The sequence below is a fragment of the Plesiocystis pacifica SIR-1 genome, from assembly GCF_000170895.1.
In the GTDB taxonomy this organism is placed as follows: domain Bacteria; phylum Myxococcota_A; class Polyangia; order Nannocystales; family Nannocystaceae; genus Plesiocystis; species Plesiocystis pacifica.
Genome location: NZ_ABCS01000025.1, coordinates 34598 through 56526, shown reverse-complemented (window position 1 = coordinate 56526; position 21929 = coordinate 34598). Strand labels below are relative to the sequence as shown.

General features: G+C 70.6%; 18 protein-coding genes. 9 read left to right on the top strand and 9 right to left on the bottom strand.

Annotated features, from left to right (window positions below):
• Positions 1–55 precede the first annotated feature (55 nt).
• The 3 genes from PPSIR1_RS15120 to PPSIR1_RS15110 form a co-directional block, all read right to left on the bottom strand.
• The gene (locus PPSIR1_RS15120; protein ID WP_006971950.1) at positions 56–814 is read right to left on the bottom strand and encodes a lytic transglycosylase domain-containing protein; all 759 of its coding nucleotides are present in this window, start codon (positions 812–814) and stop codon (positions 56–58) included.
• A 90-nt stretch (positions 815–904) separates the two neighbouring features.
• Positions 905–1393 (bottom strand): hypothetical protein, encoded by a 489-nt coding sequence (locus PPSIR1_RS15115; protein ID WP_006971949.1) that lies wholly within the window; start codon positions 1391–1393, stop codon positions 905–907.
• A 97-nt stretch (positions 1394–1490) separates the two neighbouring features.
• On the bottom strand, positions 1491–1979 hold the full coding sequence (locus tag PPSIR1_RS15110; protein ID WP_157595574.1) for a hypothetical protein: 489 nt from the start codon (positions 1977–1979) through the stop codon (positions 1491–1493).
• 94 nt (positions 1980–2073) lie between these two features.
• On the opposite strand from PPSIR1_RS15110, the gene nadB reads away from it, so the two are divergent.
• The 7 genes from nadB to PPSIR1_RS15075 all read left to right on the top strand — a co-directional run bounded on the left by nadB (position 2074) and on the right by PPSIR1_RS15075 (position 10238).
• Complete coding sequence (gene nadB / locus PPSIR1_RS15105; protein WP_045116044.1) at positions 2074–3684, top strand: L-aspartate oxidase; 1611 nt, start codon at positions 2074–2076, stop codon at positions 3682–3684.
• Positions 3681–4349, top strand: a complete 669-nt coding sequence (locus PPSIR1_RS15100; protein ID WP_006971946.1) for a hypothetical protein — start codon at positions 3681–3683, stop codon at positions 4347–4349. The genes nadB and PPSIR1_RS15100 overlap by 4 nt, the downstream gene beginning before the upstream one ends.
• Positions 4350–4609: 260 nt before the next feature.
• Positions 4610–5107, top strand: coding sequence for a CarD family transcriptional regulator (locus tag PPSIR1_RS15095; RefSeq protein ID WP_006971945.1), 498 nt, complete (start codon positions 4610–4612; stop codon positions 5105–5107).
• A gap of 127 nt (positions 5108–5234) precedes the next feature.
• Positions 5235–5735, top strand: a complete 501-nt coding sequence (locus PPSIR1_RS47845) for a macro domain-containing protein (RefSeq protein ID WP_086001342.1) — start codon at positions 5235–5237, stop codon at positions 5733–5735.
• A 143-nt stretch (positions 5736–5878) separates the two neighbouring features.
• Positions 5879–7456, top strand: coding sequence for a hypothetical protein (locus PPSIR1_RS15085; protein WP_157595573.1), 1578 nt, complete (start codon positions 5879–5881; stop codon positions 7454–7456).
• Complete coding sequence (locus tag PPSIR1_RS15080) at positions 7453–8868, top strand: hypothetical protein (RefSeq protein ID WP_006971942.1); 1416 nt, start codon at positions 7453–7455, stop codon at positions 8866–8868. Before PPSIR1_RS15085 ends, PPSIR1_RS15080 begins: the two co-directional genes overlap by 4 nt.
• A gap of 32 nt (positions 8869–8900) precedes the next feature.
• On the top strand, positions 8901–10238 hold the full coding sequence (locus PPSIR1_RS15075) for an MFS transporter (protein WP_006971941.1): 1338 nt from the start codon (positions 8901–8903) through the stop codon (positions 10236–10238).
• Here the strand turns inward: PPSIR1_RS15075 and PPSIR1_RS15070 are convergent.
• Complete coding sequence (locus PPSIR1_RS15070) at positions 10192–12081, bottom strand: ArnT family glycosyltransferase (protein ID WP_006971940.1); 1890 nt, start codon at positions 12079–12081, stop codon at positions 10192–10194. The genes PPSIR1_RS15075 and PPSIR1_RS15070 overlap by 47 nt on opposite strands.
• Before the next feature lie 55 nt (positions 12082–12136).
• On the opposite strand from PPSIR1_RS15070, the gene PPSIR1_RS15065 reads away from it, so the two are divergent.
• The gene (locus PPSIR1_RS15065) at positions 12137–13363 is read left to right on the top strand and encodes a hypothetical protein (protein WP_157595572.1); all 1227 of its coding nucleotides are present in this window, start codon (positions 12137–12139) and stop codon (positions 13361–13363) included.
• A gap of 3 nt (positions 13364–13366) precedes the next feature.
• Here PPSIR1_RS15065 and PPSIR1_RS42755 read toward each other — a convergent pair whose 3' ends face one another.
• A complete protein-coding gene (locus tag PPSIR1_RS42755) occupies positions 13367–14248 on the bottom strand; it encodes an STAS domain-containing protein (protein ID WP_006971938.1) in 882 nt (293 codons plus the stop codon).
• A 102-nt stretch (positions 14249–14350) separates the two neighbouring features.
• Positions 14351–15523 carry a hypothetical protein gene (locus PPSIR1_RS15055; protein WP_006971937.1) on the bottom strand — a complete coding sequence of 391 codons (1173 nt, stop codon included), beginning with the start codon at positions 15521–15523 and terminating at the stop codon, positions 14351–14353.
• 270 nt (positions 15524–15793) lie between these two features.
• Here PPSIR1_RS15055 and PPSIR1_RS15050 point away from each other — a divergent pair, with 270 nt between their 5' ends.
• The gene (locus tag PPSIR1_RS15050; protein WP_157595571.1) at positions 15794–16441 is read left to right on the top strand and encodes a 2OG-Fe(II) oxygenase family protein; all 648 of its coding nucleotides are present in this window, start codon (positions 15794–15796) and stop codon (positions 16439–16441) included.
• 70 nt (positions 16442–16511) lie between these two features.
• Here the strand turns inward: PPSIR1_RS15050 and PPSIR1_RS15045 are convergent, their stop codons facing one another.
• The 3 genes from PPSIR1_RS15045 to PPSIR1_RS42750 all read right to left on the bottom strand — a co-directional run bounded on the left by PPSIR1_RS15045 (position 16512) and on the right by PPSIR1_RS42750 (position 21852).
• A complete protein-coding gene (locus tag PPSIR1_RS15045; protein WP_157595570.1) occupies positions 16512–17564 on the bottom strand; it encodes a hypothetical protein in 1053 nt (350 codons plus the stop codon).
• 244 nt (positions 17565–17808) lie between these two features.
• Positions 17809–18576: a LolA family protein gene (locus tag PPSIR1_RS15040; protein ID WP_006971934.1), complete on the bottom strand. Its 768-nt coding sequence runs from the start codon at positions 18574–18576 to the stop codon at positions 17809–17811.
• A gap of 279 nt (positions 18577–18855) precedes the next feature.
• Complete coding sequence (locus PPSIR1_RS42750; RefSeq protein ID WP_006971933.1) at positions 18856–21852, bottom strand: FtsK/SpoIIIE family DNA translocase; 2997 nt, start codon at positions 21850–21852, stop codon at positions 18856–18858.
• Positions 21853–21929 lie beyond the last annotated feature (77 nt).

Here is a 21929-nt window from a genome sequence, read left to right as displayed (position 1 = left end):
GGGGGCCTCTGTCTACTTTAGCCGTCGTGGACGACGCTTGCGGGGCAAAGCAGCCTCAATTCGCGATGTGGCGCGCCGGCCCGCGACGTACCGCCGTGCCACCGCCCAGCTGGGTCTGACGCTCGTAGGCGTAGTAGCGGCGCAGCACCGACTTCACGTAGGCCCGGGTCTCGGCGTAGGGCGGCACGCCCTCGTACTTGAGCACCGCGCCCGCGCCCGCGTTGTAGCCCGCCGCGACCAGGACCATGTCGCCGTTGAAGCGGTTGGCGAGGAGGCGCAGGAGCTTGCAGCCGCCGTAGATGTTCTGGCGCGGGTCGAAGGGCTGGGACACGCCGAGGAACTTCGCCGTGCTCGGCATCAGCTGCATCAGGCCCATGGCCCCGGCCCGGCTGACGGCGCTGGGGTTGAAGCGGCTCTCGGTGTGAATCACCGCGCGCACGAAGGACTCCGGCAGCTGGTAGCGCCGGGCCGCGCCGCGGATGTAGGCGTCGTAGCGGTGCGCTCGCTCGGTGTCGAGGGTCCGGGTCTTGCGGTCCGGCCCGACGCGGAAGGCGTCGGGTGAGGAGCCGGTCCGGTTGGCCTTGACGCTCTTGTAGAGCTTCCAGTCCCCGCCCTTGCCCCGCGGCCGGTTGGTGATGTGGATGACCCCGTCCTCGTCGACGTACTTGAAGTAGTTGTTGTTGCCCGCGGGGCCCCGGGGCTTGCCTGCCTCGACGGTGTGGGGCTGGCCCAAGAGCACGGCCAGGCCCAGGCTCAGGGCACCCAGGGAGGCCAGGCGCAGCTGACGTCGGGTCACGCGAGAGAGCTTGGGCATGGGTGCGCATTTTAGCAGCACCTCGCGCGAGGGCGAAAAGATGTGCCCATCAGGCCAGGGGCGCGCTCGCCCCTCCCCCACGTCCACGCTTCAGGGCCGCGCGCTGGACTCGCCGAACAACGTCGCCGAACCCAGCGCGGGATCCAGGACGCCGCGCTCGCGCAACAGATCCCGCGCGAGCCCGAGGCCCTCGTCGAAGTCACCCACCGCCGTGATCGGGACCCACGGCATGACCCAGGTCAAGGTCTGCAGCATCGTGCGAACGGGCGCGTTGTTGGTCACGACGACGTCGTGGATGACCCAGCGATCGAGGACGGCTCTATGGCGGATGCGCAGCTTGATCAGCCCGCGCCGAAACACCCCCGTGGGCCGCTGCGCCAGGCGCATGTCGACGACCACGACGATCGGCTGCTGGGCGACACCGAGGTACTCGGTGAACTCCTCCACCCAGGCCGCGAAGCCCTCGAGCATCGCGGCGTCCTCCAGCTGGCCGGTCCAGCGCAGGCCCACGAGCGGGAACTGGCGCGCGTCGGCGGTGAAATTCCCCGCCGCCCCTTCGACCTCACACTCCGACCACATCCCATCTTCAGACTAGCTGGGCCACGGGGAATGCGCAGCCTCGAAGGTCCTTCGGGCGTCAAAAAAGTGACCCCGATCCGCATGGACCCAATGGCGCTCAAACGCCCCTGCCGGGCTCGCCAAAGAGCGCCGACGGAAACAGCTCGAGGTCCGCCTCGCCGCGCTCGCGCAGCAGACCTTCGGCGAGCTCGAAGCCCTCCTCGAGGGCGCCGACCGGCGAGATGTGTACCCACGGTGTCACCCACTGGAGCGTCCGCAACACCCTCCGCATCAGCACGTTTTCGGTCACCACGATGTCCCGGATGATCCAGCGATCCAGCCGCTCGCGCTGCCCCGCGCGGGTCCTGGTCAGCTCGCGTCGAAAGGCCGCCGTCGGCCGGCTCGCCTCGCGCACGTCGATGACGAGCACGGCGACGCGGCGCTCGGCCTCGAGGCGCACGATGAACTCGGACAGCCACTCGCCGAAGGCGTCGACGAGGGCGAGCTCCTCGAGGCGTCCGCTCCACCGCACGCCCACCACCGGAAACTGGCGTGAGTCGGCGATGAAGCCCCCGTGCGTCCCCTCGACCACCCGTCGTGCGCCCATCGATCTTCCAGCCTAGCTGGACTACGGGCAACGCGCAGCCCCGTGGCCCGTCGGGCCTCAAAAACCAGCAAATCTGATAGCGTGTCCGAAGCTCGTGCCTGAGACCTCGGTTCACCGCACCCAAACCCTCGTGCTCGGCAGCGGGCTCGCGGGGCTGTTCTTCGCCCTGCGCGTGGCAGAGCGCCGCACCGTCACCATCTTGACCAAGCACCGGCGCGAGTCCTCGAACACGCGCTGGGCCCAAGGGGGCATCTCCGCCGTGTTCGGGCCGGACGATGACTTCGACGCCCACGTCGCCGACACCCTGAAGGTCGGCGGGGGGCTGTGCCGCGAGGACATGGTCCGCCGCGCCGTCGAGCTCGGGCCCGGCCTCGTGGCCGGGCTGGCCAAGGAGTTCGGCGTGCAGTTCGATCGGGTCAGCGACGACGCCGACGCCCCCTTCGAGCTCGGCCGCGAGGGCGGACACTCGCGGCGCCGGGTCGTCCACCACCGCGACATGACCGGCGCCGAGATCGGCCGGGCGCTCATCGAAGCCGCCGAGCGCCACCCCAACATCACCATCCTCGAGCACCATGATGTGATCGACCTGCTGAGCTGGCGAAAGGTCGATGGTGAGGCGGGCTGCTTCGGCTGCTACGCCCTCGACATCGCGCGCGATCGCGTGGTCGCCTTCGTGTCACCGATTACCGTGCTGGCCACGGGCGGCGCCGGCAAGGTCTACCGCTACACCTCCAACCCCCACGTCGCCACGGGCGACGGGATCGCCATGGCCTACCGCATCGGGGCCGAGGTCTCGAACCTCGAGTTCATGCAGTTCCACCCGACGATCCTGTTCCACCCCGACGCCAAGAGCTTCCTGATCTCGGAGGCGCTCCGGGGCGAGGGCGGGATCTTGCGGCGCCGCGACGGCTCGGACCTCATGGCCGGGCGCCACCCCATGGGCAGCCTCGCCCCCCGCGACGTCGTCGCCCGGGAGATCGACGCCGAGCTCAAGCGCAGCGGACAGACCTGCGTCGAGCTCGACATGACCCACCTCGACCACGACTTCATCGTCGATCGCTTCCCCGCGATCCATGCCCGGTGCATGTCCCTGGGCATCGACATGCGGCGCACCCCCATCCCCGTCGTGCCCGCAGCCCACTACACCTGCGGCGGCGTGGTCGTCGATCCCTGGGGCCGGACCAGCATCCCGGGCCTCATGGCCATCGGCGAGGTCGCCATGAGCGGCATGCACGGCGCCTGCCGACTGGCCAGCAACAGCCTGCTCGAGGCCGTGGTCCTCGCCCACGGCGCGGCCGAGATCTGCGACGACTTTGGTCGTGAGCCTCCGGCGACCGGCCGCTTCGACCTGTGGAACGAGGGCGACGCCGTCGACTCCCACGAGGCGGTCATGGTCACCGCCAACTGGGAAGAGGTCCGGGCGCTGATGTGGAACTACGTCGGCATCGTCCGCTCGAACAAGCGCCTGGCCCGGGCGCGCCGGCGCCTCGAGGTCCTCCACCAGGAGATCCGCGAGTACTACTGGCACTACCGCGTGACCCGCGACGTCTTGGAGTTGCGCAGCATCGCGCTGGTCGGCTACCTCATGGTCGAGAGCGCGCTGCGACGTCGGGAGAGCCGCGGCCTCCACTTCACCCTGGACTACCCCGAGCTCGACGCGTCGATGGCCAGCGAAACCGTGTTTACCCGCCAGGAGGGCCCATGAAGATTCTCTCCACCGATATTTCGGTGCCTCTCGTGGGCCTCGCCCTGATCGCCCTTGGGCTCAGCTCGGGCTGTGCGGCCAGCGCCAAGCGCAGCCCCCAAGGCCTGCGCGAGGCCTACGCGGCGGCCCTGCGCGCCGACGACCCGGACGCGGCCTACGCCCTGCTCGCCCCGGAGGTCCAGGCCCGCACGGACATCGAGTCCTTCCGCGAGCGCTGGGCCCGCAACGGCGATCGCCACCACGACACCCTCGAGGCCATCGACGATCTCGATGACGACCGCCAGGGTGCGGTGATCACGGGGACGACGACCCACGAGGGCGGCGTCGTCATTCACTGGGCCCAGACCCGGGCGGGCTTCCTCGTCGTCGACGGCCTGCCTGGCATTCCCGACACCTCGACGCCGACCTCGGCCGCTCGCGCGCTGGTCGCCGCGCTCCGCTCGATCTCCGCCGTGCAGCTCGAGCGGGTCCTCGCCACAACCTTGATCGAGCGCCTCGGCGAGGACTGGAACGCCCGCGCGGACGCCATCGAGGCCGCCCTCACCGACCCTGGCGCGATCACCTACTCCGGCGACAACACCCGGGCCATGCTGCGCTACGGGGGCGGGCGGCTGATCACCTTCGAGCAGACCCCCCAGGGCTGGCGCGTCTCCGACCTGCGCTGAGGCGCCGACATTTCGGTGCCCCCGCACGGACGCGCAGCTGCCATTTAGGCGGTCCTCACAGGCCTTGCGCACATCGGGGTGGAGGCCCCGGACTCTGGACTCATTGAGCGCCGCGAGCTAGTCTGTCTGGCCTCTGGGGAAGGGGCCGGCGCGCCGGTGACCCGTCCAGAGGTCAGGGTAACGTCGTTCACCCCATGACACCCAACACGGGTGGACGACGTCCACGCGTCGGGCCACGAGCTCGACGCACGAGGACCGAGATGATCGCAGCGCAGCGTTTCGACATTGGAAGCACCGCAGTCTACCCCGCCCATGGTGTCGCCGACATCATCGGCGTCGAGACCAAGACCGTGGGCGGCCACGACCTGAGCTTCTACCAGCTTCAAGTCCGCGGCAGCGGCTTGAAGATCATCGTCCCCGTCAACAAGGCCAACGAAAACGGCATGCGCCCCCTCGCGGGACCCGATGCCATCGATCGCACCTTCCAGATCCTCCGCGATCACGACGTCCCGATCGATCGCCAGACCTGGAACCGGCGCTACCGCAACTTCATGGACAAGATCCGCGCAGGCGCCATCGAAGGCGTGGCCGAGGTCTACCGCGACCTCGCCCTGCTGCGCTCGCAAAAGACGCTCTCGCACGGCGAGCGCGAGATGCTGCGCACCGCACGCGACCTGCTCGTGGGCGAGCTCGCGGTGGCCCGAGAGACCAGCGAGTCCGAGGTTGCCGAAGAGCTCGATTCCATGTTTAAGAACTAGCCTGAGAACGCACCGTCGACCCTGCGAGAGCCGAGTCGTGGTCCGCTCCCTTCAGCTCTCGCCTCCGCGGCTTTGCGGGGGCGCTTCGCGTTGAGCGCGTGCGCTCGGCTTCCGTGAGGGCCTCGTCATCGAAATCCAACTTTCCAAAGAACCCTGGGAGCTCGTCGAGGTCGACGCCTTCGTCTGCCCCACGAACTCCAACTGTGTCTACGACACCTTCCCTGGCTCGCGCCTGCGCGAGCTCTCGGGCCTGCCCCTCGACAGGCTCCTCGCCCCGCACACGCCCCTGGCCATCGGCGCCGCGTTCGTGACCGATGCGGGCAAGATGAAGGCCAAGAACCTCATCCACGTGCCCAACACGCCCAAGCCCGGCGAGCAGGTGCAGGTCGAGGACATCGCCCGGGCCGCCTCGGCGGTCATCGTGGTCTGCGAGCTCAAGGGCTACCAGAGCGTCGCCGTGCCCCTCATGGGGGCCTTCGATACGGGCATTCCGGCAGAGGAGGCCGCCCGTGCGATCCACAGCGAGTTCCGCAGCCACCGCGGCGAGCGTCCGAGCCGGGTCCTGTTCGTGGCCCGCAACAAGGACGAGGTCGACGTGTTCGAGATGGCCATCGACGGCATCGGCTGATCTTCGAGCGCTCGCGCCCGGCTCTCGGCGAGACTCGGGCGCTCCCCAAACAACCTGGCGCGGGTGTTTCACCCGCCACGGCGGTGCTTCGCTAGTCAGATGTAACCCTGCCCGGCCGCGACGAAATGTGATAGTCGCGGTTCATGAGCGCAATGTTGGTGCTCCTCGCGATCGCGGGTGTCGGTGTCGCCGTCGGCTGGCGCATGACCCCTCGCCGCGATCACGGACCCTCGCCCGAGGGCCTCGCGCGGCTGTTGCAGCTCGGCATCGCCATGGTCGGCCTGGCCGGCCTGGTGCTGCTCCTCGTCCCGTGGTTCCTCGCCATCCCGAACATGGAGTGCACCCCCGAGCTCGAGCGCGCGAGCGGGTGCGTGCTCGGGCTGCGCGAAAAGGCGCTGTTCGGGGCGTCCACCTTCGCCTGCGCGGTCGGGGCGGCCTTCGCCTACGTCCTGCGCAAGGGCGTGTTCGACGGGCCCGAGCCGGCGGCGGTCCGCGACGATGGGGCGCCGCCGCCCAAGCCCAAGCCGGAGCCCAAGCCGGAGCCCAAGGACGACCCGCCCGCCGAGGATGACAAAGCCGACGACGACCCGCCCGCCGAGGATGACAAAGCCGACGACGACGCCAAGACCGACGCCGAGCCGCCAGCCGAGGACGAGCCTCCGGCCGAAGACGAGGGGGACAAAGCCGACGAGGCCGCACCCAAAGCTGACGACCAAGCCGACGACGGCGAGGACAGCGCTAGCGAAGGCGAAAACAAAGACGCCCCCGCCGAAGACGACGCCAAGGCCGACGACGAGGCGCCCAAGCTCCCGGGCCACCGCAAGCTCGAGGGCCCGGTCTTCCAGGCCTTCGTCGACGACGGCACCGTCGAGCTCGAGGCCGCCATCCGCACCGCCGTCGAGCGCCTGCGCGAAGGCGGCAAGCGGGTCGCGGTGGTCTTCTCCCGGGGCGCGAGCCAGGACGCCAACTTGGCGCTCAACGAGCTCGCCGAGGCCTTCAAGGCCTACCGCTACGTGCTCGAGGGCACCGGCGAGGTGACCGAGGGGCTGCCCAAGGGCGAGGCGCCCGACCCCACCGAGACCGACGCCATCGCGGGCGCCCAGGCCCGCCACGCCGGCGAGCTCGCCCTCGACCTGGCCGGCACGCTGATCGAGACGGTCATGCTCCTCGACACCCGCGTGGCCTTCCCCCGCTACGTCCTCGATCGCCTGACCGAGCTGCAGTCGGTGTGCATCGCCCACGCCCACGACGACGTGAGCGCGGCTTGCCAGGTCATGCTGCCCGGCACCAACCCCGGCGAGCGCGAGGGTGAGCTGGTCGACAGCGCCGGCAGCACCAACAACCGCCGGCCCCGGGCCTGGCTGGTCAAGCGTATGGTCGAGGTGCTCCACGAGCTCGAGGCCGACGAGTCTGGGGAGGCCGGGGGCGACGACGAGGAGACCTCGCCGAGCTCCGATGGCTCGCTCTTCTCTCCGCCCGGGAGCCTGTTTGGGCCGTCCTCGCTGTTCGCGACGCCGAGCCTGAGCAAGCCGATCCCCAAGGCCGACTCGAAGCCCATCCCGCTCTTCGACGCCAACTCGCCGGACGACTCGCCGGACGACTCGAAGGCCGACGAGAAGGCCGACGACGCCAGGGCCGACCCTGACGCCAAAGCCGACGACGCCAGGGCCGACGACGACGCCAAGACTGACGCAAAGGCCGAAGACGAGAGCGACTCGTGAGCGCGACCCGCCGCGCCGCCCTCAGCTTCCTCGTCGCCTTTGTCCTCGCGCTCCTCGGCGGATGCGCGGCCGAGCCGAGCGAGGGCCCGCTGTGGGTCGACCCCGGCGCGGTCCGGATGAGCCCCGAGCGCACCCGCGTGGAGGTGGTGCTCCACAACCGCACGGCCGTCGTCCGCCCCGTCGCCGACTTCGCCCTGCGCGGGCCCGACTGGGGCGCCTTCCGCATCGTCGACGAGTCCTTCCCGCGGACCATCGGCGGAGAGGACTGGGCGCGGATCACCCTCGAGGCCTCGCTCGAGAGCTTCCGCGGCGAGGACGGCCGCTTCCGCGACGGGACCGCCCAGCTCGAGCTGCGCTCGGACAGCCACCGCGTCCGCGTGCCCATCGAGTTTCGGGGCGAGGAGCCCGAGCCCCTCGCGTGGCCGGGCGTGCTCGCGGCGGCGCTCTTGGTGGTGCTCGGCGGCGGGGCGGCCTTCGCCTTGCCTCGCTCGCTCCGCCGCGATGACGCGCCCGCTCGCGCCCTGGGCTCCCGCAGCTTCGTCGCCGTCGCGGCCGCGAGCGCGGCGATGTTGCTCGCGCTGATCCCCCTCGGCCCCTCGCTGTGCGCGGGTCGACTCGGCGCCCGCGTCGGGCCCGGGGAGCTCAGCCAGTGCGTCGAGCTCGGCGGCGGTCCCCTGACCGGCCTGACCCTGCCCGCGTCCCTGCCCACCCTCGCCTGCGTCGCCGTCACCCTGCTCATCGGCGCGGGGGCGTGGGTCGCCAGCCAGACCGACGCCCCCCTGCGCAGCCTCGCGCGGACCCTGCCGCTGGTCCGCGCCGTCGCCATGCTCGCCCTGCTGACCGCGGCCTTCGCCGCCCTCGCGCCGGCCGATCCAATCTCGGGCGCGCCCGCGGACCCCAGCTTCCGCGACCTGGTCTGGGCCCAGACCGCGACCGTCCCCTTCGCCGGACTGCACGCGCCGCGCTGGGGCGCGCTCGTCCAGCCCCTCGGCTTCGCCCTGGCCCTCGCCCTGCTCGCCCTCGCCGGCCCCGACCCCGGCGCGCTGTTTGGGCTCAAAGGAGACGAGCCAGCCAGCGCCATCAGCCAGGACCCCCTCGCGGCTCGGCTCGACGCCCTCGCCCTCGCGGCCCTGGTGACCACGGTCTACCTCGGCGGCTGGACCGTGCCCGGTCTGTCCGCCGGCCTCGCCCGCCCCGTCCCGGCCCTCGTGCACGGGGCCGAGCTCGGCCTCGGCGTCGTCGTGCTGGGCCTCGAGGTCGCCCTCGTGCTCTACCTCGCCGCGCAGCTGCGGCGGTGGTTCGAGGACAGCCAGCGCCGCAGCGCGGGCGGCCGCGCCCAGGCCGAGGCCCGCCGCCTGGCCGTGTGCACCCGGTGGCTCCTGCCGCTGAGCGTCGTCAACCTCTTCCTCTGACGCGCACGCCCCCGCCCAATCCGGAGCCCGCCATGTCGCCGACGCCCGCCCGCCACCGCAGCCCGCTGGCCGGCCGCGTCGCCATCTTGGCGGTGTTCTACTTCGTCCAGGGCTTGCCCTTCGGCTTCCAGTCCAAGGCCCTGTCGATCTACCTCGCCGCCATCGGCGTGTCCCTGACCAACATCGGCTTCGCCGGCGCGCTGTCCCTGCCGTGGCTGCTCAAGCCCCTGTGGGCGCCGCTGGTCGATCGCTTCTACAGCGGCCGACTCGGCCGGCGGCGCAGCTGGATCATCCCCATGCAGGCCGCCCTGGCCAGCACCTGCCTCAGCGCCGCCTTCGTCCCCGCCGAGCACCTCGGCGCGCTGCTGACCACCGTCGGCCTCGCCAACGTGTTCGCCGCGACCATGGACATCGCCGTCGACGGCCTGGCCGTGGACCTGCTCGACCGCGAGGAGCTCGGCTACGGCAACATCGCCCAGGTCGTCGGCTACAAGGTCGGGATGCTCATCGGCGGCGGCGTGCTGGTGTGGGCGAGCCAGTGGATCGGCTGGCAGGGGCTGTTCCTGGCGATGACGGGGCTGATCGGCGTGGCCCTGGCGGTGACCCTGGCGTGGACCGAGCCGCGCCGCTCGAGCCCCGCGCCCAGCAGCGACCCCGAGAAGTCCGACGACCCGAGCTTCCGCGAGGTCCTCCAGACCCTGCTGCGCGCCCTGGCCAGCCCCGGCGGCCTCGCCCTGCTCGCCGTCGTCGCCACCTACAAGACCGGCGAGGCCATCAGCGACGCGATGTTCGAGCCCTTCCTGGTCCGCCACGCCGGCTGGGTCGAGTCGCGCATCGGCCTGGTCGTCGGCACCTGGGGCATGGCCTTCTCCCTGACCGGCTCCTTCCTCGGCGGCTGGCTGGCCAGCAAGCTCGGCATCTACCGCGCCGTCGTGGGCTTCGCCATCGCCCGAACCCTCGCCATCGCCGGCGTGGTCTGGCTGGCCAGCTTGGCCCCCGAGGCCATCGGCGAGCGCGAGGTCCTGCTGGTCAAGGGCTTCGAGGAGGTCGCCGGCGGCGGCCTGACCACGGCCATGTTCGCGTTCATGATGGCCCGGGTCGACCGCCGCATCGGCGCCACCCACTACACCGTGCTCGCGGGCGTGGAGGTGTTTGGCAAGGCCCCGGGCGGCCTGTTGTCCGGGGTGCTCGCCGACCGCATGGGCTTCGTCGGCGTGTTCGGCCTGGGCCTGGGCGTGTCCGCGCTGTGCCTGCCGCTGCTGGCCCTGGTCCGCAAGTCACCGCCGGCCGAGCCCAACGTGCTCGAGCCCCACGCGCTGCCCGCTACTGAATCGGCTCCGCCGACGAGCGAGGCTTCGCCCGAGGATTGAGCGGGCCGAGCTTCCCGGGCTGGGCCGACCTTCCGTCCGCCTTCCCGTCCAGCTTCCCGTCTGCTTTCTGGGCCGCCTCCCGCCGCTGCATGGCTCGCTTGCGCCGAGCCTGCTCCGCGTCCCGGCGTCGCTCGTCCGCCGCCTCCTGGCGCTCGCGCTCTTGGTCCAGGGCCCGCTGCTCGCGCTCGGCCTCCGTCAGCAGCTCCCAGACCTCGAGGTCCCGGCCCCGAAAATGGATGCTCCCCAGGCGGCGGCGACCCGTGAGCAGCTCGGGCGTGCTCTTTTTGAGCTGGCGCTCGACGAAGTCGCGCTCTTCGAGGACGAGGTGGGTGATGCCGAGGGCGTGGATGACCTCGGGGCTGGTGTTGAACTGGCGCGGGCGCACGTAGAAGTGCCAGTAGTCCGTCTCGAACACGGCCTGGGCCGCGAACTCGCCCACGACCACGGCGTGGCGATCGCCGATCAGCGCCTCGAGCTCCCCGCCCATGTCCGCCGCCGAGGACTCGCCCTCGCTCAACCACAGGCCATAGCGCGCGCCGGTCGTGCCCGCGCCGAGCAGCCCCAGGACCACCAGGCCCGCGCGCACGCCGTGGCCCAGCCACACCCGCGGCCACTCGTGGGCCCAGGCCCGCGCGACCATGCCCGCGGCGAGGTAGGCCGCCGGCGGGAGCATGACCAGCTGAAAGCGGATCGCCCGGTGCGGGCTGGCGAGGTTCGCCGCCAGGCCCAGGCCCAGCCACGCGAGCATCCACAGATCCATGGCGTCGATCGAGCCGCGCAGGCCCGCCTCGTCGACGGGCGTCGGCGCGACGGCCTTGCCCTTTCGCTCGCGTCGACGGGCTCGCCAGCGCTGGACCACCCCTCCGCCGACCCGCGCGATCTCGAGGGTCGCCAGCCACAGCATGACCGGCGCGAACACCATGAACATCAGGCGGATGCGGTTGCTGAACAGGCCCCGGGCGAGCAGCTTCGACGCGCGCCCGAGCACGGTCACGCTCTTTTTCTGCGCGCCGGTGAAGTGCTCGGCGTTGAAGGCCAGGCGCTCTTGGTACTCGGGGTTGAGCAGAAACACCGCGAGCACGACCCCCGTCACGAGCACGCCCAAGAGCGCCGACCACAGCTGCGGGCGGCGCAGGAGCTCGGTCCAGCTCGGGTCGACCTCGCGGCTGGTCGCCCGAGCGGCGCGCCAGCCCAGCCAGGGCAGCGCCACGCAAAAGGCCGGGACCAGGAGCAGCCCCGTCTGCTTGACGAGGCAGGCGACGAGCAGGCCGAGCACGGCGAGGGCGGACCAAGCCGGCGCGCGCTCGGGTCGGCGTTCCATCTGCGACAAGGCCACGCTCGCGACCAGGAGCCACGCCAGCAGGGCCCCCTCCATGAGCGCCAGGCGCGAGTAGACGAGGTAGGCCCAGTTCAGCCCCAGCAAGCCCGTGGCCGCGATCGCGGCGACGGGACCCCGGCGGATCAGCGCGAGCCAAAACAGCAGCGCCAGGGTGACGAGGGCGTGGACCACGACGAAGGCCCGCGCCTGGAGCACGCCGACGCCGAAGACCCGAAACCACAGGCACTCGCCGTAGACCCAGGCGGGGCTCTGGATCCGCCAAAAGCCGTACTCGTCGGCCTCGGATAGGCGCCAGCTGCCGAACTTGGCCTGGTTGCGGGCCTCGTGGGCCTTGGCCGGCTCGTCGCGGAAGTGGGCCTGGCCGCGGTAGCCGGGGACCACGACCTCCGGCGGGTCGAGGTCGAGCTGCCACACCCGCAGCGCGCCCATGAGGGTCAGCAGCGCGAGGGCGAGGACCCAGGGCCCGAGGCGCCGTCGTCCCTGCTGTGCCGCGCCCTCGCTCACGGCGGCGAGTATGCACGACTTTACAAGCAGGGCCTCGCGGCGGAGCATGGACCGCGTGCGAGGGTCCGAACAGGCGCGGCGAAAACCCCCGCTGACGGCCGCCCTCGTCGCCCTCGCGGCGCTCGCTTGCACGCCCGGCTGCCGCCACCGCGGGCCTGGATGGACGCCCGATCCCGCCCGCGCGACCTCCACGCAAGAGCGGGCCGAGGCGCCGTCCGAGGCTGCGCTGGAGCTCATCGTGCTCGGCTCGGTGCGCCCGGGAGACAGCCCCCGCGCGCGCCGACTCGGCGCCCGGCTCGAGACCCTCCTCGACGGCGACGAGCTCGTCTTGTGGCTGGGCACGGACCTGGGTCGAGCGGGCCCGGACGCGCGCGTGCGCGACTGCTCCAGCGAGAGCGGCGAGCCCGTGCTCGCCCTCGTCGAGGCCCAAGCAGGCTCTGTGTGGCGCCTGCCTGGCCCCGACGAGTGGCGCTGCTCCCCCGAGCCCGAGGCGCCGAGCAGCTGGGTCGTCCGCGTGGGCGCCGACGGAGCGGCCCGGGCCGACTGGAGCTGCGGCGCGGACGGCTGCGCCCTCGCTCCAGCCCGCCTCGACGATCGCCTCGAGCTCGTCGGCCTCGAGCTCGCGACCTGGGCCTACCCCGAGCTCCTCGACGACGCGCGCCGGAGCGCGCTGCACCAGCGCCAAGCCGAGCTCCTCGACGCCCTCCCCTCCCCCGATCGCGATCCCGAGCGCCCGGGCGGGCCGCCCCGCCTGCTCGTCGCCGCCGTCCCGGTGGACTCCGCGGGCGCCCACGGCCACGGCGGACGGCTCGAGCGCGCCGGCATGCACCGCTTGCCCGAGGCCGTGCGCGACGCGGTCCAGGCCGGCCAGTTCGCGGGGGTCCTCGCCGGCCTCGAGCCCAGCTTGCAGCTCAGCGAAGACCTCGGCCCGGCGATGATCCGCAGCGCTCGCAGCTTCCCGAAGGCCCCGGTGTTTCAGGTGATCTCCGGCGCCGCCGGGGGAGGCCGCCCCGCCCTGCCGACCAGCCGCGGGCGCGCGTTGATCCCCGAGCTCGAGAGCGAGCACCTCGGCTTCGCCCGCTTGCTCGTCGACCCCACCTCGAGCTGGGCCGAGGTCGAGCTCCACGCCCACGTCGGCGGCCGCTGGCAGGTCGCCCGCGCCCAGGTCTCCCTCGAGCCCCCAGCCCACGGCGCGGTCCGACCCGCCGTGCCCATTCAGCCCTGCCTGCGCTGCGACCCCGTCAAAGGTGCCGCCGACGGGCCCGTCTACGTCCCCCGCTGACTGTCAGGCTCGGGCCGCCTGCTGGCCGCCGCCCGAGATCACGCGCAGCGCGTCCTTGAGCGTCCGGACGCACATCCCCGGCGGGATCGACTGGCTCAGGTTCGAGATCGTCTGGGCGTTCGCTGGCGAGATGCCCGTCAGGTAGGCCTTCGCCCCGAGCATGCCCAGGGAGGTCGTCAGCCGCAGCAGCTCGCTCGCGGTGAGCTCGTCGACGACCCCCAGACCGGTCAGGTCGATGATGACCCGCCGCGCCTTCGTGCTGCTCACGGCCTCGAGCAGCTTCTCGCGCACGACCTGGCTGCGGTTGCCGTCGAAATGTCCCGCGAGCGGAACGGCGAGCACGCCCGTCCAGACTTCGATGATCGGAGCGGTCAAGGTCAGGATCTCGCGCTTTTGGGCGCCGATGACCTGGAGCTTCTCGTCGAGCTCCTTGGCCGAGCGGGCGAAGCGGTTGGCCTCGGCCCGGGCCGACTCCGCCTCCTCGAGCTTGGCCTTGGCGTCGTTTTGGGCCCGCCGCTCCTGGGTGACGTTGGTGAACTCGACGACGGCGCGGTTGTGGGAGATGGGCCGGACCAGGATCGAGAACACGCCGTCCGGGACGACCTCGTCCTTGTAGGGGACGTCGCCGAGGGCCATGGTCTCCCCCGACTCGATCACCTTGGTGAACACGCTCGGCAGCGGCGTCTCGAGGGCGCCGGGGAAGCCCTCGTTGATGAACTTGCCGAGCACCGCCGAGGGCTCGACGCTCAGAAAGCGCCCGGCCGCCTGGTTGCACACCCGCAGCACGAGGCTCTCGCGGTGCCCGGGGCGGGTCAGCTCCCACACGCACACGCCAACTTCGAGGCCCGCGATGACCTCGTGCAGGGTGACCTCCGTCTCTACCATCCCTCCATGTTAGGGCCTTGCGTTTTGCGCATCAGCCAAAGTTTGCTGCTGACATTCGTCAGACAGCACCGAGCACTTTCTGCACACCGAGGCCAAGACCGCTCAGCCTGACGACTCGTCGCTCGGCGGGCAGCCGTCGTAGCCGTCGGCCTCCCCGGTCCGCGGCGGCTCGACCTCCCAGCGGTAGACCTCGCGGGCGCAGTCCCCCAGTAGGGACTCGATCTCCGAGGCCACGCCCATGCCCTGGGACAGCGCACAAACGCGCAACACCGCCTCTGCCTGGGCGAACACGGGCCACTTCACCACGCCTGGATCGATCACCTCGTAATCGACACTGAGCGTCAGATAATGGCGTTTCCCGTCCTTTTCCTGGGCCACCGAATTGACGATTGCGCGGGGCTCGGTGCCGCCATCATCCATGGTCAATCCGCCCGTGTACCAGTTGGCCGCGCACGCAAAGGGGGTGAAGGAAAAGTCAGCCTGGGTGTGTACCCCCGACGCCATGTCGGGCGCGGGGTAGAGCGCCTCCGGGTTCCCCTGCGCGCTCCCAGCCTCGAGGATGTAGAAGCTCGGGACCTCGTCGTCGGCGTTGGTGAAGGCCAGGAAGATCGAGATCGGCGAGAAGCGATCGAGGTCCAGGTGGCGCGCGCCGGTGATGAGGTCGACACGCCCGACCGTCGGCGTCGAGCCGAAGGCCTCGGCGTAGCACTGGACCACTCCGTCGACGGAGAAGACCAGGTGGTCGCTGGCCTTGACCACGCCGAGGTAAGTGATGAAGGACGCGTCGGGATCGGCGCTCTGCGGCACGGTCACGCGTACGGACTGGCAGTCATTTCCGACCCAGTCCGCCTCGTAGGGCTCGACGCGGTGGTGCCGAGCGGTCAGCGCGTAGAGGGTGTGCCGGCCCTTGGCCTCGCGCTGTCGGGCGACCAGCGGGTCCTCGCCCGCGGCCCGATCGGCCGCCAGATCGCCGAGCTTGGCGTCGAGCTTGGCGCCGAACTTTCGCAGCTGCTCCGGGCCCTGGTCCAGCTTCGCGCGGGCCCTGCTCGCGCCCTGGGCGACCGTGTTGAGCCCCTGCGACCGCGCCTTTTGACGGCCCTCGAGGAGCTCGCGCAGCTCGTCGCGTTTGCTCAGCCGCGGATCCGGGTCGTCCTCGAATTTGGCGATGCGGGCCTCGATGTCCTCGCGGGTGACTCGGGCGTCGGGCAGGGTCCGCTGCACGATGTCGATGAGGGCGTCGGAGTCCAAGAGCGCTTCGAGCTGATCCTTGTCCATGCTGGCGAGGCTACCAGGGCAATGCGCGAGTCCCGTGTTCTTTGATGGTCGATTGCGAACACCTGGTGCTCCAATACGCCCCCCGACCACCTCCCCACGCGCGCGAGCCAGGGGTGGGATAGGCTCCCACTGACGCCTGTGCCCTTCCTAGGTGGCAAGTCGCTTGGCCAACCTGATCGCGCTGGCGGGCGCGCTCGGGCCACACGCTGCGAAGCGCCGCACCCACAGGGGCCTCGGCAGGTGTTTTGGGGCCTTCTCCGGGTTGGCACGATGCCTGCTTTCCAAACGGGCATGGATCTCAGCTTCGAGAGTCACGCCGCGCCCCTGTCGTCGCCCGCCCTGTTCGCGGTCCTCGACTCGGTCCTCGACGAGCACGACTGCGAGGCGCTGATTCGCCGGGTCGAAAATCAAAGCTGGCTATCGACGACCTGGGACGGCTCGGGGGACGCGCTGCCACGCCGAGTCTCCGACCCTGACCTCCCGTGCCGCTTCGTCGACGACGACGTCCGCCCGCCCTTCGCCTCCGTCGTCGATCCCGTCCTCGCCCTGCGCCTGTTCTATCGGCTCGAGGCGATCTTGCCCGAGACCATCGGCGAGGCCCAGCTGTCCGGGCTCAAGCCGCTGATGCGCTGCGTCCACCTCAGCGCCGGCGAGGCGACCACGACCCACCGCGAGCCGCTGCGCGCCTGCCCGGACGGACAGATCAGCGCGCTGAGCTTCATCCTCTTCCTCAACGACGCCTTCGAGGGCGGCTCGGTCGAGTTCCCCGGGGTCAGCCGCAGCGTCGATCCCCGCGCCGGCCGGGTGGTCGTGTTCGCCAACGACCTGCTGCACACCGACGCGCTCGTGACCGCCGGCGACCGCTTCACCCTCGAGGGCGAGGTCTTCTACACCCAGCGCTGGCGGCCCTATCGCTGACTGCCCGAAACAAACGAAGAGCCCACGGCTTTGGCGGCCGCGGGCTCTTCGTCTTGGTTGACGACCGCGCTCAGGGCGTGGCGTTGAAGATCAGCGTGAAGATGGCCCCGCCCGCGGTGGCCGAGCCCGCGCGCGCGACCAGATCCTGAGCCACGCCGCCGATCTCGACGTCGAACTCCTCGCCGAGGCCCGGCTGGATGAGCACGAAGATGCCGTTGCTCGAGGTCTCCGTGTCGGTGAAGCCGTCGCCGGCCTCGTTGAGGTAGCGGAGCACCGCGTTCGAAGAGTCCGGCTCGGTCGGCACGACGACCGCGCCCGCGACCGGATCGCCCGTGTTCAGGTCGCGCACGCGCCCGACCACGCCGCCCGCCACACCCAGGGGCAGGTAGTTCTCGAACTCCGGATCCGCCTCGAGGTAGCCGCTCCACTCGGTCAGCGAGGCCTCGGGCACGGCCCAGATGTCGCGCTGGGTGGTCGCGGGGCCGTACTCCGTGGACCCGACCGGCGAGGCGAGGCCCGTCGCGGTGATGAAGTAGCCCTCGCCCGAGGTCAGGGCGACCAGGCCGATGGGCGCCGCGAGGGGCTCGGTGCTGGTCGCGTCGAACTGGCCGTTGGCGTCGGAGGTCGCGGTGATCAAGCCCGCCGCGCCCTCGGGGTCGCCCGCGGCCGTCAGCGCGGCCTCGGCCCGGACCTCGATGCCCTCGACGACCTCGCCCGAGGCGAAGTCGAGCACGCGGCCGTAGGTCCGCGTGTTGCAGTCGGCCGGGGTCTCCTCGCAGGTCCCCTCGACCGGGGGCGAGGCCTGGAACTGCAGGCACACCTGGGTCGAGCAGTCCTCGTTGGTCGAGCAGGCCTCGCCGACCGCCGCCCCCTCGATGGGATCGTGCTGCGGGCACTCGGCCCCGCCGGTGGTGTCGGTCTCGGTCTCGGTGGTCTCGGCGTCCTCGGTCGCGTCGTCCGTGGTGTCCTCGGTCGTGTCGTCCGTGGTGTCGTCGGTCCCGTCCTCGGTGGTCGACTCGGTGTCGTCGCCTACCTCGTCGTCGTTGCTCCCGCCGTCGTCGGTGCACGCGGTCATGGCAAACGCCAAGATCAGCCCAAGGCAAGCCCCATCAAATTTGTTCATGCGCATTGATTCTCTCCAGCCGGCCCTCGTCGCCGGGGCACGTCCGCGCAGCCTAACAGTCCGCTCACGGCGCAAACAAGCGCCCACGCCCGACCGCGCGCCCACGCCCATGCACGCAAAAACCCGGCATCCTGGGGGATGCCGGGCTTGAGCTAGCGAACTCTCGAGGGGTTCGGGCGAGGGCTTCGGGCGAGGGCTTCGGGCGAGGGCTTCGGGCGAGGGCTTCGGGCGAGGGCTCCGAGGCTCACTCTTCGGTCTCGACGTAGCCGCGGGGGACCTTGAAGTCGAACAGCTTGTCGTTCAGGCCGACGTTGGTCTTGATCCCACGCAGCTGGAAAAAGTTCGACGATCCGTCGGTGTTGTAGACCACGAACTTGTCGACGCGGCCCGTGCTGGCGTGGACGATGAGCAGCAGCCCCTTGTAGTGCTTGTTGTCCTTCTTGGGCCGCAGCTGGAGGACGTAGTGGTCGGCGTCGCCGTAGCGCTCGACCTTGTCAGCCTTGGCGTAGCGGACCTGGAACTCCTTGAGCAGCTTCTGCCCGCCGAACAGGAACTTGAGCGCGGCGTTGACCTCGGAGTTGCCCTCGATGTCGGTCTTGATCACCTGGCGGGTGTCGTGCTCGACCATCCACAGGTTGGTCCCGTTGGAGTAGTAGTCCGCGTCCTGCCCGTCGTTGTAGTCCCAGACCATGTTGCCGGGCTTTTTGAGCTTGAGCTTGCCGCCGGTCTTGCGCGACTCGCCGTAGGTCGGGTTCCAGTAGACCTGCTTGAACTTGGCCTCGAGATCGTCGGCGCTGTCGTAGAAGCTCTGGACGAGGACGAGCACTTCGGACGCGTTGTCCGGGCGCCAGGCAGGCTCCTTGGCTTTGGGTGCCTTCTTCTTGGTCTCGGCCGGGGCCGACTCGGGTCCTTGGACGCCGAGCAGCTCAGCGACCGAGCCGGGCCCAAAGCCAAAGCCGAGGCCAGGGCCGAGGAGGGTCAGGGACAGGAGAAAAGCGATGGGGGCGTTCATGGTTGGGTCCGGTTGGGTCCTGTCGTTTGGGACGGCGCTGCTGCCCAGCTTATTTGCCAACGGCCGTAAAGGCCATGTGATCGAAGAGCGCGAGCGCCGCTGACGAGGGGGATGGCCCGCTGACGGGGCCCGTGAGCCGGGGATTCCCCTGCATACGCGGGCGCGGCCAGGAGGCTCTCCCCGCCCAACGCCGGGCCCGGGCGGCAGCTCACAGCAAAATGCCCGCCGGTGTCGAAACTCCGAGCGGGCAGCGTGGGGGCGGCGGGACTGCCCCTCCGATCAAGCAGGCGCGACGTAGACCTCGCGGGGCTTCGAGCCATTCGAGGGCCCGATCACGCCGTCCTCCTCCATGCGCTCGACGATCTTCGCGGCGCGGTTGTAGCCGACGTTGAGGCGCCGCTGCAGCATGGAGGTCGAGACCTTCTGGGCGTCGGCGACGATCTGCACGGCCTTGTCGTAGAGCGGATCCGCGGGGCGCTCTTCGATCTCCGCGCCGGGGTCGGCCTCGGCCTTGGTGATCTCCATGTTGTAGGCCGGCTTGGCCTGCTTGCGCACGAAGTCGACGACCTTCTCGATCTCGGCCTCGGACACGAAGCAGCCGTGCACGCGCTGGGGCTCCTTGCCGCGGTCCATGTAGAGCATGTCGCCCATGCCCAGGAGCTGCTTGGCGCCCTTTTGGTCGAGGATGGTGCGCGAGTCGATGTCGGAGGTGACCTGGAAGGCGATGCGCGAGGGGAAGTTGTTCTTGATCGTGCCGGTGATGACGTCGACGGAGGGGCGCTGGGTAGCGAGGATGAGGTGCACGCCGGCGGCCCGGGCCTTGGCGGCCAGGCGCGCGACGTTGGCCTCGACCTCCTTGCTCGCGACCATCATCAGGTCGGCGAACTCGTCGATGACGATCACGATGTAGGGCATCTTGTCCGGGCGCGGCGGCAGCTCGACGCCGCCGGTGATCGCCACGGCGTTGCCCTGGGCGTCGAACTGGACCCCGGACATCAGCGCCCCGTTGACGCTGTCCTCCCCGTCCTCGCTGGCCTCGTCCTCGAGCCCGCGGGCCTCGGCGAGCAGCGCCCGGCTCTCGGCGTCCCACTCGCCCTGGAGCTTGGGCAGCTTCTTGTTGTAGCCCTTGATGTCGCGGACCTTGGCCTCGCTGAGCAGGGCGTAGCGCCGCTCCATCTCGTTGACCGCCCAGCGCAGGGCCAAGTTGGCCTTCTCCGCGTCGGTGATCACCGGCAAGAGCAGGTGGGGGATGTCCCGGTAGATGCTGAACTCGAGCATCTTGGGGTCGATGAGGATCATCCGCAGGTCCTCGGGCGTGCACGAGTAGAGCAGCGAGCACAGCATCGAGTTGACGCCCACGGACTTGCCCGAGCCCGTCGCGCCGGCGACGAGCAGGTGCGGGGCCTTGCCGAGATCGATGGACACGGCCTTGCCGGTGATGTCCTTGCCGAGCACCAGCGGCAGGTACTTGGACTCGCCGACGTAGGCCGGATCGGCGAGGTTCTCCTGGACGTAGACGGTCTCGCGGGTCTTGTTGGGCACCTCGAGGCCGACCGTGGACTTGCCGGGGATGGGCGCGAGGATGCGGATCCGGATGGCCTCGAGGGCCATGGCCAGGTCGTTCTCGAGGTTCTGGATGCGCGAGACCTTGACCCCGGCCTCGGGCTTGAACTCGTAGCGGGTGATCACCGGGCCGGGGTGGATCTTGGTCACCTTGCCCTTGATCTTGAAGTGGTGCAGGGCCTCGACGATGCGGTCGGCCTGGCTGTAGATGAACTCCTTGTCGATCTTCGCCTTGCTCTTCTCGACGGCCGCGAACAGGTGCAGGGGCGGCAGCTCGTAGGCGCCGTTGGTGTAGGTGATGGGCTGGGCGCCGTCGCGCTTGCGCTCGGCGGTGGCGCTGGCAGCCGCCGCGGCCGCTGCCTCGGCGCGCTTTTTCCGGGCCCGCTCGGCGATCTCGGCGGGGGTCAGCGGGGCCCTCTTGCGCTTCTTGCCCCCGTCGGCCGCGTCGTCCGAGGCCTCGCCTTCTGCTTCTTCCGCGTCCTCGGACTCGGACGCTTCCTCGGCCTCCGCCTCGGGGCTCGGCGCCTCGGGCAGGCTGAGCTCGGGCTCTTCGGTCACGCAGATCTCGGGGCGCTCCTCGACGGGCTCTTCCTCCGCTTCGGCCTCCTCGAGCTCCGCCTCCTCGGCTTCTTCGACCGCCTTGGCCTTCGCCTTGCGCTTGCCCTTCTGCTTGGACTTGGCGGCGGGCTCGGCCTCGACCTCGGCTCCTTCGACCTCGGCCTCCTCGCCCTCTTCGAGCTCGAGCGCCTCGCCCTCTTCGAGCTCGGCCTCGGCCGACAGCTCCCCGCTGCTCACGCGCTTGCGGTTCTTGCGGGCCTTCTTGCCCCGAGAGGTCGACGCCGCGCCCTTCTTGCGTCGGCTCCGACGCGAAGATCCGCGCAGGCGCGACGCGAGCTCACGCTCAGCCTCGCGCACCGCCTCTTCTTCCTCGACCTCCTCGGCCCCAGCCTCGAGGGCCGCAGCCTCCTCGGCCTCGAGGGCCGCGGCCTGAGCCTCGAGCTCGTCCCAGGCCAAGCGCTCCTCGTCGTCGAGGCTGTCCTCGGCCTCTTCGGACGCCTCGTACTCGCAATCCTCGACCTCTTCAGCGTGCTGGCGCTGGGCCTCGACCACGCCGACCATCGCCGAGTAGACGGTGCGCCCAACCCACAGCCCACCCCGACCGATGGCGACGGCCCCGGTGCGCAGGTGGGCAAAGCTCAGCGGCGTCGACGCGATCAGCCCGAGGGTCATGATCGTCACCGTGATCAGGTAGGTCCCGGCGTGCTCGAACAGGCCGAGGCTGACCTCGCCCAGGAGCTCGCCCGAGAGCCCGCCCGCGGTATAGCCGTGGACGCGGTAGACCGGGAACATCACGTGGAGCAAGACGCAGCCCGCGAGGGTGGCCGAAGAAAAGCCCATGCCCTCGCCCATGTTGAGCTCCATGCGGTGGCCGAGCAGGGCCTTGACCCCGATGCCAAACACGCCGAGCACCACGAGGTAGGCGGCCATGCCGAATCCGGCATAGAGGGCCGCGGCGACCAACCGACCGACGGGTCCCATGAGGTTGCCGTCGCCGAATTGATAGGAAGACAGGCCACCGAGCATCAGCGCTCCGATGGCGAGCAGGGCCACGCCCAGGAATTCGCCCCAGCCCCGAGGGATCCCTCCCTGGGGCTCGCGGGGCGCGGGCTCGATCTCCTCGGGCTTTTGGCTGCGCTTTTTCCTCTTGGCCATTTGCTCAGTGGGTTCGGTGGGAAGCAGGACGGGATCCGCCTGGCTCCGAACTCCAGCATGAGGTAAGATAAACACCT